The organism is Bacillus sp. GW823-FHT06B01 (assembly GCF_058952315.1).
In genome coordinates, this window is record NZ_JBXAHR010000001.1 from 1,323,012 (window position 1) to 1,336,022 (window position 13,011).

Below are 13,011 nucleotides of genomic sequence, written 5' to 3' on the forward strand. Positions count from 1 at the left end.
TACTAATCACTTATACTCCTTATAAAAAAGATTCATTTTATTTATTACAGTCGATATCATATCATAGTGAAATGAATAACAACAAGGAGGTCTTACCATGACACAGCTTTCTCGAACTAAGACGGCCATAATCCTTACCTTTCTCGTTTTCATGTGGGGAATCAATTGGCCTTTATCTAAGTTTGCCCTGCATTATACACCACCCGTTTTATTTGCAGGCGTTCGAACTTTAATTGGAGGATTCATTTTACTCCTTTTCGCATTACCGAAATACAAAGAGTTACACTTAAAAGAAACTTGGCATTTATACGTTATTTCTTCTTTACTTAACATCATTATATTTTACGGATTACAAACTGTAGGCCTTCAATATATGCCCGCTGGGTTATTTTCAGCCATTGTATTTCTACAACCTGTTTTACTGGGCATTTTCTCATGGATTTGGCTTGAAGAATCTATGTACGGCTTAAAAATTTTTGGGCTTGTTCTTGGATTTATTGGCGTAGGTGTCATTAGCTCTAGTAGTTTAACTGGACATATTTCTATTATTGGAATCCTTCTCGCGATAGGATGCGCTATTGGCTGGGCACTTGGCACAGTATTTATTAAGAAGACTGGGCACCGCGTTAATTCCATTTGGATGGTAACACTTCAGCTTATTATTGGCGGGCTTTGCTTAATTGGATTTGGTTCAGAGTTTGAAAGCTGGTCTAGTATCGCTTGGAGTATACCATTTGTTAGTGTACTACTCTTTATTTCATTCTTTGTTATTGCAATGGGATGGCTTGCATACTTTACTCTTGTTGGAGCTGGTGAAGCAAGTAAAGTTGGGGCTTATACATTTCTTATTCCATTAATCGCTATTATTGTAAGTTCAATTTTCTTACATGAGGCCATTACTATTAGCTTATTCATCGGACTATTATTTATTGTGGTGAGTATTTGTTTCGTAAATATAAAGCCGAAAACACTTGCTGTAAGGCAGCAAGTTGAAGTGAAATAAAAATGAAAAAGAGCCTACTGTTTGTAGGCTCTTTTTCATATCTTATTTTTTACGACGTACTACAAAAACACACGCACCTAACGACGATATAATCGCTAAAATAGATAAGACACTTGCTATCAATTGCATATTACTAGTGCTTTCATTCTTTTCTACATTAGACACTTCACCATGTTCCCCTGTTAATGACGTACCTTTTGCAATTGTAGTAAGTGAATGTGGTTTTTCAGCTTTCTCATCGCCTGTCCATTCAACAATTTCTCCATCTTTATATTGTTGATATGCATCCCAAGCTATTTTTTGTTCTTTATTCGGATTTTTAGCGACGAAAGTAAATCGCTGGAACTGACCGGGTAAAATCCCTTCTCCTGTTGCTTCCCATACTACAGTTTTCACTTTTCCAGCATTATCTTTTTGCTCTTCCACTTTCCATCCTGGTACTGGTTCATACTGTTGGAATTCCACTCCAGACGGTATTTTCAATGTAACTTTTGTCGTTGCTACATTCTTTTCAACTGGTACTTTTATCGTGTAAGTCTCCCAAGAATTAACGTCCGAAGCTTCTGGTTTCACAGTGACGTGCGCACTAACAGGTAACGAAAAAATTCCCATTGCAATAATTGTTGCGATCATTGTTGTGCCAATTTTTTTTATACGTTTCATTTTCTATTAACTCCTTTTTATTTATACCTTCTCTTTATCTGCCGCCTACTATAAATTTATAATCCGCATCAAAGCTATCAAGAGATTTTGTTAATCCGTGCACTTGTATATTCCAGTTTCCTGTCATGTTAATATACATACCTTCCGCTTCATATTCTCCTGGTGAAACGGCCGAAACTTTAAATGAACCTTTTCCCATGTTCATATCCAATGATTGCGTAGTTAAAATAATTTGCTCCATATCGGTAACAGGTTGTCCGTTCTCATCCTTTAAAGTAATATGGAATGTATTTTGTCCTACTTTATTAGGACTTACATGTAAAGTAAGTTCATATCCATTATCTAATTGCTTACTCTCTGTAAAAGGTCCAGTAGGAGGCATCGGTGGTGTTTGTACGTTTGTCATAAAAGCTACGATGACAAAGATGATAATTCCTATGATAAACTCTACTTTCACCGTAGCGCCTAAACCTTGCTCCGCTCTCATTTTCCCTTTCACATAATGAACAATTCCCAATATCCCCATGAAAATGAATAAAAGTATCTTTGCTAATAAAGCTAATCCATACTTCGTATCAAATAACGAGTGTATTGTTGGTATAAAGAATGTACTGTTAAAAAGACCTGTTATTAAAATTACGATGACAGCACCTGTTGCCCACGGTGAAAAGCGCTTAATCATATCCCAATACATACTCCACTTATCATCCTCTTTACGTAAAAGAAGAACAATAGATGATAGACCACCAATCCATAACGAAGCTGCGAATAAATGTAGAAAGTCCATAACGACCGCAATCTCTTTAAACTTTAAACCAAATGCGTGACTATTAAAGGCTTTCATAACAAGTATCCCGATAAACAATAGTATTGGAATGCTCCATACTTTAAACGACGACAGCTTCTCACACTTCATCGCAAAATACGTAACAATTATAAGCGAACTAATAAGAACCATTTGAGTAATCCATACATATCCAAAAACAGAAAGCTGTAATGTTTCTTTTAATAGTAACGGATCGAATGCTTCTAACCATGAAACATCAGCATTTATTTTCGCTTGCAATGGTAGATTGAATAATAAGCTAATCAATATACCCAATAATGAGATCCATATTATGTTCTTACTCCTTGATCGAACCGAGGTGGCATTCCCTTTATACATAATAAGATTAAAGAATAGCACGCCTATAAATAGTGAGAAACTTGTATATAAAACTCCACGTTCCATAATCATATCTATTTGCGGGACATACCCCATCTCTTCTACTTGTATATCGTCTGCTCCCGCTTCCTCTGACCCAATTCGGAACGGAATCACTCCTTGAATAGGATGCCCGTCAGCAGAAATCACTTTCCACTGAATAGAGTAGAGTCCGTTTTTCAAGTTTTCTTTTAAGCCTACTTCTAATATTTTTTTGTCTTTCTTATCGATATGAGCATCTTTTAAATCTACTCTTGTACCTGAGGTATCTCTTACAAACAATGTATTAAAATGCGAAACTTGTATATCCTCATCAAATTCAATTTTCACTACAGATGGCGCTTTCTTCAACGTTTCATTTTCAGCAGGGTTTGATTTCACAATGTACGCATGAGCAGATGCACTTTTTGGTATCAATATGATAAGTACACACGCAATTAATAGCCATGCCCCTAACCTTCTCATTACTTTCACAATCATTTCACTTCTTTCTTCCTCATCACTATCTTTTCATTCCTTAAACTTCCCAAGTTTCATTCTTCGACGAAATATTAACCTGATTAAATATAAATTTCTATACAGTGTAACTTTTTATTTCTCTCTCACCTCTTAACTTCCAATACAATAGTAACTACCTTCATGGATACAACTTACATTTTTAAAGTCGATTGTTATTATATCATAAAATATATTTATGTAAGTTCCTAAAGAAGCAAAGTTATCGTGAATCATTTGTGAAAAAAGTGTGAAATACATAAATGAAAAAGGTATTACGTTATTACGCAATACCCTTCTTCCATCATAAAATTTCTTTACTTCTCTTCTGGATAATCACAATACTCAATGATTGTTCCCTCTGTATCCGCTGGGTTAAGATATATTAATCTTCTACCGTGCTTATTAATTCGAAGTGTATGCTCTAACGTTCGAATACCTTGTTCTTTTAACTCTTCTAAAGCTACATCTAAATCATCGACACGGTACGCAACGTGATGAACACCTTTACCTTTTTGCTTTATAAATCGGGCAATTGGAGATGTCGTATTATTCGTAGGCGCAAGTAATTCAATTCTATCTCCATCCACTTCAAGAATGGCTACTTCGCTTTCCACACCAGGAGCTTCACTTACGTAACGATCTATTAAAGTTCCTAACAACACCTTTTCATAAAAATGTATCGTACTTTCTATATCTCGAACTGCGATGCCGATATGATCAATTGTTTTTTTCATTTTATTTCCCCTACTACTTTATTTTCTTTCATTATTAATAGTAACAAAAAAAGTTATAGAAACAAGTTCTATAACTTTTTTATTTAACCTATTTTCTTATTCGCACTAGCTGGTTGAACTTGATTTTTTGCTTTTAAAACGCTAATGCCATATCCGATAAATCCACCGATAATTGCTGGGAAGATCCATCCTAATCCTACTTCTTGCATCGGAAGGAATTTAGTGAACACTCGGCTTACTACTTCAATATTAACTCCAGCTGCACTTAATCCATCGAATAAGCTGATGATAAATGTTACGATTAAGCTCACTTGATAAACTTCAGCTCTTCCTTTGAATAATGAATGGAAGAATGTTAAGAAAATCAATACGATTGCTAGTGGATAAATTGCTGTTAGTACTGGAACAGAAACTGCGATTAATTGTGTTAATCCTACGTTTGCAACAATTGCACTAAATACACATAGTATGATTGCAATTGCTTTGTAAGGGACATTTGGGAATAACTTATGGAAGAATGAAGAACATGCTGATACAAGTCCCACACTAGTTGTTAAACACGCTACTGTAATCATTAATCCTAATAATACTCCACCATATGATCCGAAATAGTAGTTAGAAACTTTCGCTAATACTTCTCCACCATTCTCTAAATGTCCAAGCTTTGCAACACTTGAAGCACCCATATAAGAAAGAGCTGTATAGATAATTGCTAAAATAGATGCTGCAATGATTGTCGCTTTTGCACAAACGATCATAATCTGTGTTTTCGTTTTCGCACCTTTTTCTTTAATTGCATTAATGATGATGATTCCAAATACGAATGATGCAAGCGTGTCCATTGTTAAATATCCTTCTTGGAACCCTTTAAAGAATGCATGTGATGTATAAGCTTCCACTGGTGCTTGCATATCTCCAATCGGATGTATAAAAGCAACGATTACTAAAATACCAATGAAAGTTAACTTAATTGGCGTTAAGATTTTTCCAACAATATCGACAATTTTCGCAGGATTTAGCGAAAAAAAACAAGTGATGCTAAAGAATACAATTGTGAAAAGAATTAAAGGTGTAGAACCTAATCCTTCTGGCATAAACGGTTTAAGACCAATTTCATAAGAAACATTTCCTGTTCTTGGTATTGCAAATAACGGGCCAATCGCTAAGTATAAAACTGTTGTAAACACAATCCCGAACACTGGGTGAGCTCGACTTGCTAATGACTGTAAATCATCTTTACCCGAAAAACCAAATGCTAGTACACCTAGTAGTGGTAATCCAACACCTGTTACTAAAAATCCAGCATTAGCAATCCATACATTCTCTCCTGCCGATTGCCCTAGCATTGCCGGGAATATTAAATTTCCTGCTCCAAAAAATAGTGCAAATAACATTAATCCAATAACTACTATGAACGAAAACGGTACTTTATTCGCCATAATATAACCCCCATTCAAATTTCCTTATCTCATTTTCCATTTTTAACTAATTGAATTTTCTGAATCTTTGGTTCGAATATCAACTATTCTTGAACTCATTATAGTTTGCTATATAATATTTTGCAATACTATTTTCAAACTTTTCATTTATTTTATAAATATACATTTTTTAACATAGAAATAGACTAAAAAACCAACATGGTCATCCATGTTGGTTTTTTATATTTACTATCAATTAAAATTTCGCCGCTACTTTTTTAACGTTCTCTAAACCTTCTTCAACAATTTGTTGTGAACGATCTGGATATTGATTGTGCCCTTCAATTACAACAGTCTCTGGATTTGTAATTCCCCAGAACCCAAGCACATTCGTTACATAATTCACTGCCATTTCCATAGGAGCCATTTGTTCTGAAGAGTAATCTGAACCACGCGCACCTAATACAACGACTTTCTTATCGCCAGCTAAACCTTCTGGACCATTTGCTGTATATTTAAATGTTTTTCCAGCTTGAGATAAGTATGAAATATACGTAATTAATGGCGCTGGCACTGTGAAGTTCCATAGTGGAAAGGCAAATACAACTTTATCAGCTTCTAAAAACTGATTTAAATATTGATCTACCGTAGCTACAGCCTTCTCTTCTTCTGCTGTTAACTCCATTCCTTGACTACGTTTGTATCCACCTGAAATAGCGATATTTCCGTAATACGGAAGATCTAATGCGAATAAATCTAACTCCGTAATTTCTGTATTTGGGTTCGCTTCTTTATAAGTACTTACAAATGTTTCATACATTCTTGAACTAACTGCTTGCTCCGCTGGACGATCGTTTGCTTTTACAAATAATACTTTTGACATTGTTTTATTCCCCTCTACTTTTGTATTTTCTTCTTTTTTACCAAATAACGAGCTAAATAATCCCATTTTCTTCACCTAAACTTTCTTATCATATTCATTATTCATCATCATAAAAATTCTTATTCTAGTAAAAAGTTCCAATAGATACCTTAAGTACAAACACAAAAAACTTTTTGTTATTTAATTACCTTATGTAAGTGATTGTAATACAGTAACTTACTTTAGTCAAGTAACTTTAAATAAAGACCACAATACAATTCATACACCCATTGCAACTTTATTGTTTGTATAATGGATGTAGAGAGGGCAATTCATATTTAGAAAGGATTTACTCATGAGCACTATAGAAAAGATTCAAACTTTCATTATTCTTTTTGCTGTTACATGCGGCATCGTACTCGGACAATTTAATTTGATACATATGTATTCAGAGCTATTTATTGTCCCCTTCTTATTTTTCATGCTGTATGGATTATTTCTCAGCATTCCATTGAAAGAAATAAAAAATGGATTCCGCAATTTAAAATTCGCTGGAACGAGCCTTACTATTAATTTTTTATGGACACCTTTACTCGCTTGGGGATTAGGTGCACTATTTCTTTCAGATCACCCGGCACTTTGGGTTGGATTTATTATGTTAATGGTTACTCCATGTACAGATTGGTACTTAATCTTTACTGAAATAGCGAAAGGAAATGTAGCACTTTCTACTGCAATTTTGCCTGTGAATTTAATTTTGCAAGTACTACTCCTTCCCATTTATTTATTTTTATTTGCTGGTGTCATGAAGACTGTAGCAGTTTCGATTTTAGTAGAAAGTATTGTTATCGTAATCGTCTTACCATTTGTACTTGCACACGCTACAAAATTCATTATGAATAAAATGAAAAGAACTGAAACACTCGAGAATAAACTCATTCCGTTTTTCAGCTCTGCTCAAATTGTATTTTTAAGTTTAGCTATCGTAGCGATGTTTGCATCACAAGGAAAATATTTACTACAAAATATGAATGTGGTTTTATTACTACTCATTCCTGTTCTATTGTTCTTCATCATTAATTTTATACTGGGACAATTTATCGGACGCATAATGCGTTTACCTTATAAAGATACAGTAAGTTTAAACTTAACAACATTAGCAAGAAACTCACCTGTTGCACTCGCTATTGCTGTAACAGCTTTTCCGGACGAGCCTCTTATTGCACTTGCACTCGTTATTGGACCGTTGATTGAACTACCAGTACTTGCTTGTGTTTCACAAGTGTTGTTGCTTATTAAGAGAAAACAGCGATATACATAATAAAAAACGTCCTACTTTAGGACGTTTTTTTATTGTCGAGAAATTATAGAAGTAACGATAATTATCAGCTCTAAGGATTTTATACGTTATAGAAAATTAGCTTGTCGTTACATTAACAAAGCCTTTCTAATTAAACATTATAGGAAAAATAAATATTACGAAAGCTGCCCAAAGTCCGTAGATTGGTAAATACTTCGTAACGGCATATTGGATAGCTGTCGGCCCTGATTTGTTTTGCAAGAAACGCATATAGGAGAACATAATCCAAATGAGATTTGCCCAGATCAGTATGTTTACACCTAAAACAGCAAGTCTATTAGGTGTAATCCCGTAAGAAGAAAGTCTGAATACAATGGCTGACAATGCGACAGTGTCAATAATAAGCGCCAGAACAATTAAGGCAAAATTTATATAATCTGAAATGCTCTTTTTCTCGTCTGAATCACTCTCAACGATAGAAAATATAGTAACAGCCAATACACCAAGGAGTATTCCGTTAAAGGCCATTAGGAAATTACGATCCAAGAATGGATTTTTCCCGACCCAAATTACCGTTATAAGATAAATAAACAATGTGATCAAGACAAGCGGACTAAAAATTTTAGATATGTATGGTGTAATATTTTTAGCAAGTTTAAGATTCAATGATACTAAGTATGCAGCCACTACAGCGAGAGCGGCAGCTCCAAATAAAACAACATTACTAAAATAGAACTCTCCTATATCCAAGTCAACAAAGCTAAATAATCGCATGGTGAATAATGCTAGTATCATTCCGCTCACTGCCATGCTTGCGTAGAGAAGACCGTATTCTAAATTAAATTTAATATACGCTAATCTTGTACTACCTTTTGAATATTCATTTCCCGTAAACGCAAGTCCCAATAAGACCCATAGCAATATAGGAAGATGTAAATACGCAAGGATACTGCTGTCTTTATAATTTAATGGCAACATATTAAGGTACAACCCGGCAATTAGGAACAACGCTGCAAGTAAGTAAATAATACTTTTTTTCGGGGTATTATTGTAAATAAAATAAGCAGCAATAAAGGGAATTACACCAAAAGCCAAGTTAATTGGAGCAATTGCTTCCTGCTCGACAAAGTGGAAAATGATTCTAGTGCTTAGCCCAGCTAGAATAGCTAACATGCCCATGAATAAGAAACCTTTTTGAAACAGCGATATTTTTTCTTTATTTGCCGTCTCCTTGAAATGCAATCTTTCATACCAAGCAGCTAGCACCTGAGAATCAGGATTTTTATCCCATGCTTGTGAGAATGACTTTTTAAAAGCTTTCGGGTCTTTTCTATACATTCTCTCCAACTCATGAGGGTTATCCATATTTTCAATAATCAAATTGTTAATGTCCATATTTATACCTCCTCTAATTTTAAAAATAACGTTGTTAACTTTTCTATAAAAAGCACCATAATTATTTATTCTGTTTTTGATTTTAATATAATTTTTATCGTTTTACAATAAATATTTATTATTTTATAAAATATTTTTATTGCATACTTTCACAAACATTGGTGTAAGCTACTTTTGGTTGTTCTCTTAATTGCTTATTTCCATTTTCTAATTCCTTATTTTTCCTTTATATAAAAGAAGTTCCCTATAAAATAGATTTTTTCAGTGTATACTCTATAGGGTACAGTTTAATTGGCATACTTTTTTATTTGTTGAAACCACTTGTCCCAAAGTAAAGAACTTTTTCTTCCGAATTTTTATGCTTCATAGTTTTTTTAAAATTAAAGTACCTGACATAAAAAGTACCTTCAACTATAAAGGAATATTTTTTCACTTGTAAATTGTAAAATGTACCTTATGACTCACGAAATAGTAATGATAAATATATAAGTTTCCTAGCCAAAAATAAACTCTAAGCAATCCTAAAATATCTAATCTTCCTTTATATATTTTCATCCACTTTAAATAAGATAACAGCAACTTCGATTTGCTTTTTACTACTCTTTTATGAATCAGTATCTTTTAAAATAATCACATTTTATTTGCCACATTAGAAATTTGTTTATTATGAAAGTAGACTTTTTCTTCTAAGTATTTCGCTACTTCTGGTTTCAACCCTTGATATAGGCCCGTTAACATTTTTATTTTAGCAATAGTAGCTCTTTTATTACTAAATTTATTTTCTAACACATATTTAAGATGAAGAACAAAACTCAAAGTTTCAAAATGTAAGAGAAAATGAAGATGGCCAGAGATAAGAAAGAATTTTAATTTACAATAAATTCTTTTAAAACATAATAAAGTTGTTTAAAAAATGCTGGTCATGTTATTTAACAATTGGGCCATTTAATAGAATAACTCCTTATACAATTTATTTGAATTTAATTAATCTAAAGGGGGATGACCCACCATCATATTTCCTAGCTACCATCTATCTTGGTGGTTCCACACCCTACCATAAGACCGTAAAAATACTTATTGTGTGGACCTTTTTGGATTAGTGCAAGTATGTAAAAATTTTAGCAATGGTATGAATATAGTGTTTAACGCCTTTAAGCTTACAGACGGCCGTCCTGTATAGTCTCCCTTATGTGTTGGAAGTTAATTAATTCCCTAGGAAGACGAAAAAAAGGCTGCTCTTAAAAAGTTCACAATCAGTGGGCAATCCGTTTAATGAGCTACTTGAAACGATCATTGAAAATTCACCTAAAGTGGGGGGAAATGATGTATAGACCAATATGGACTGAAATTAGCCTTAGTAATATTTCACATAATATTAGTGAATTTCGAAAAATAATACCTAACTCAACAATAATAATGGCCACCGTAAAAGCGAATGGTTATGGGCACGGTGCTGTCGAGGTTTCCCAAAAAGCGATTAATAGTGGAGTGGATTATCTAGCGGTGGCCAGTTTAGAAGAAGCTATTAAACTACGAAAATCAGATATTCAGGCACCTATACTTATACTTGGATACACACCTCCATCAGCATCGAATCATGTTGTTTATTGGGATTTAACACAATCAATTTTTGATATGGAACATGCAGAAGCTTTATCAAAGTCTGGGCAAATCTTAGGAAAAAAGGCAAAGGTTCACGTCAAAGTCGATACAGGGATGGGACGATTGGGACTTCAAGCAGAAGGAGCAAGTGATTTTATCCATATCGTGTCAAAAATGGATGGGCTGTATCTAGAAGGAGTGTACTCGCATTTTGCTACCGCAGATGAAGCCGACATACGGTATGCAGAAAAGCAAAAGAACCGATGGAGAAGGTTATTGGAAGAATTGGAGAAACAAAAAGTTTCTATTCCCATATTTCATATTGCCAATAGTGCTGCAACAATAGAAATGCCAGATATGACCTACGATATGGTTCGTATTGGTATTTCAATGTATGGCCTTTATCCATCTAAAGAGGTGAATAAAACAAAAGTTAATCTTAAACAAGCAATGCAGTTAAAAACCAAAGTCATCTATATCCAGACATTTGAGAAGGGGGATGGCGTATCATATGGAGCAACTAGTATTGAAAGAGATAAAGCAATTATTGCAACTATTCCAATTGGTTATGCAGATGGGTATTCGAGGCGATTATCTGGAACGGCTTATGTCCTTATACACGGACAAATAGCTCCTGTTTTTGGTAGAATATGTATGGATTTTTGTATGATTGATGTTACTGATATTAAGGATGTAAATATTGGTGATGAAGTAGTAGTTTATGGAGGTCAAGGGGATTATTTCATATCATTAGATGAAGTGGCAAATATGTTAGGAACCATATCGTATGAAGTTGCTTGTAACTTAGGTCAGAGAGTCCCTAGAATTTACAAATAACCAGCTAAAGACAGTATTCATCATAATTATCTCAATTGTTATGTATTAGGTCACTATGTTGAAAAGATATGAAATGGATGTAGCGTCATAACCCTTTTTTCCAGAATAAATATGTAGCTTTATTCAAAACATGTTCTTTGTTAATATTTATACTTCTACCTAATTTATAACACTCCCATTCATATAATTTATTTTGAAATCAAGCCTTCCATTCATGAGATTTTATTTAATGTTCAAATCAGAATTTTAACAGAATTAACGGAAAATTATCTCCTTCTGATTTTTCTCTAGCCTAGTTAATTGTTCCCCAGTCTAATTAATTTTTCCTTTTGGACACTTCAATTGGACCAAGCTATATTAAATTAATATGGTGGAAAATTGTTTCCACCATATACAATGCATCTTCATACCCAGATGTTCCAGATAAATATAGCTTGACTAATTGTAGAAAAAGCATGACATAAATTTGTCATGCTTTTTCTTTTCTATAAATATTTTTTCAAACCTAGTCTGTTACAGAAGCTTTTACTCAAGAAAGAACTTTTTTATTTATTGACACCACTTAATTCTCAAACACAAAATTAATCTTATTATCTTTCCACTCTAACATCGCATCAAACGTTTTCTCGCCTTTTTTAAAGCCTTTAATTAAATCGGTCTTTTCACCTTTTAAGAGCTTTGTCATATTCTTTTGCGAAATTGTTTTACTTAATATTTTCTTTGAGATGGTAAAATCACATTGTGTCGTGTTGTAGTTAGAACAACCGTAAAATGTTGATTTATCAATCACATCGCCATCACACTTTTTACAACTACCAACCTTTTTACCTGTTGTAAATTTCGATCCTTTTCGCTCTATCGATTCAACATGTAATCCAGTGAAATCCCATTTCTCCGACATTTCCACTGCATCTTCAATAATTTTCGCTGATAGCTTTTTCGTTTGTTCCATAAATGTAGCTGGTGATGCTGTGCCTTCCCCGATTTCTGCAAGACGCTGCTCCCATTTCGCTGTCATTTCTGGTGAAGCTAGTATTTTATCACCGATTGCGGTAATTAATACTTTCCCTTTATCGGTTGCATACACTTGGTTTTTCTTCACATCTATATATTTACGGTCTTTCAGCATCGTAATAATTCCAGCGCGAGTTGCCTCTGTACCTAAACCTTCTGTTTTCTTTAATACTTTCTCAAGTTCTTCGTTCTCTAAATACTTACCTGCGGTTTTCATTAACGTAATAAGTTGTCCTTCTGTATAACGCTTCGGTGGCTGTGTTTTTCCTTCTTTCACTTTCACCTTTACAACTTTCCCTTGTTCACCTTCTGCGACAATTGGAAGAATTGTTTCGTCATCTTTATCATCTTGGAAAATAACTTTACGCCAACCTTCTTGAATTTGCTGTTTTCCTTTTGAAATGAATTCAGCACGTTCGTCTACAAGAGTTGTAATCGTTGTGTAGTCAAAGATTGCTACTTCATAATGCGCCGCAATCAG

Annotated in this window: 10 protein-coding genes and 1 pseudogene; 3 read left to right on the forward strand and 8 right to left on the reverse strand. The window is 33.9% G+C overall.

Features of this window, described 5'->3' with window-relative positions:
• Nucleotides 1-97: 97 nt before the first annotated feature.
• Nucleotides 98-1,003: a DMT family transporter gene (locus AC1Q8N_RS06860; RefSeq protein ID WP_000192802.1), complete on the forward strand. Its 906-nt coding sequence runs from the start codon at nt 98-100 to the stop codon at nt 1,001-1,003.
• A 42-nt stretch (nt 1,004-1,045) separates the two neighbouring features.
• Here the strand turns inward: AC1Q8N_RS06860 and AC1Q8N_RS06865 are convergent, their stop codons facing one another.
• From AC1Q8N_RS06865 to AC1Q8N_RS06885, 5 genes are all read right to left on the reverse strand, one after another.
• Nucleotides 1,046-1,666, reverse strand: coding sequence for a YcnI family copper-binding membrane protein (locus tag AC1Q8N_RS06865; protein WP_098080294.1), 621 nt, complete (start codon nt 1,664-1,666; stop codon nt 1,046-1,048).
• A 34-nt stretch (nt 1,667-1,700) separates the two neighbouring features.
• The gene (locus AC1Q8N_RS06870) at nt 1,701-3,350 is read right to left on the reverse strand and encodes a copper resistance CopC/CopD family protein (protein ID WP_098049259.1); all 1,650 of its coding nucleotides are present in this window, start codon (nt 3,348-3,350) and stop codon (nt 1,701-1,703) included.
• A 332-nt stretch (nt 3,351-3,682) separates the two neighbouring features.
• On the reverse strand, nt 3,683-4,102 hold the full coding sequence (locus AC1Q8N_RS06875; RefSeq protein ID WP_000750864.1) for a VOC family protein: 420 nt from the start codon (nt 4,100-4,102) through the stop codon (nt 3,683-3,685).
• A gap of 83 nt (nt 4,103-4,185) precedes the next feature.
• Entirely contained in the window at nt 4,186-5,541 is a 1,356-nt protein-coding gene (gene brnQ / locus AC1Q8N_RS06880; protein ID WP_142312321.1) for a branched-chain amino acid transport system II carrier protein, read from the reverse strand.
• A 235-nt stretch (nt 5,542-5,776) separates the two neighbouring features.
• Complete coding sequence (locus tag AC1Q8N_RS06885) at nt 5,777-6,469, reverse strand: FMN-dependent NADH-azoreductase (protein WP_048543242.1); 693 nt, start codon at nt 6,467-6,469, stop codon at nt 5,777-5,779.
• 268 nt (nt 6,470-6,737) lie between these two features.
• Between AC1Q8N_RS06885 and AC1Q8N_RS06890 the strand changes: the two genes are divergently transcribed.
• A complete protein-coding gene (locus AC1Q8N_RS06890; protein WP_098080290.1) occupies nt 6,738-7,703 on the forward strand; it encodes an arsenic resistance protein in 966 nt (321 codons plus the stop codon).
• 126 nt (nt 7,704-7,829) lie between these two features.
• On the opposite strand, the gene AC1Q8N_RS06895 is transcribed toward AC1Q8N_RS06890, so the two are convergent.
• Complete coding sequence (locus tag AC1Q8N_RS06895) at nt 7,830-9,077, reverse strand: DUF4153 domain-containing protein (protein WP_048543244.1); 1,248 nt, start codon at nt 9,075-9,077, stop codon at nt 7,830-7,832.
• Nucleotides 9,078-9,707: 630 nt separating this feature from the next.
• Entirely contained in the window at nt 9,708-9,866 is a 159-nt protein-coding gene (locus AC1Q8N_RS06900; RefSeq protein ID WP_179864976.1) for a hypothetical protein, read from the reverse strand.
• 534 nt (nt 9,867-10,400) lie between these two features.
• Here AC1Q8N_RS06900 and alr point away from each other — a divergent pair.
• Nucleotides 10,401-11,516: an alanine racemase gene (gene alr / locus AC1Q8N_RS06905; RefSeq protein ID WP_098080288.1), complete on the forward strand. Its 1,116-nt coding sequence runs from the start codon at nt 10,401-10,403 to the stop codon at nt 11,514-11,516.
• Nucleotides 11,517-12,078: 562 nt separating this feature from the next.
• Here alr and topB read toward each other — a convergent pair.
• Nucleotides 12,079-13,011, reverse strand: a pseudogene (topB, locus tag AC1Q8N_RS06910) (DNA topoisomerase III); the annotation flags it as partial.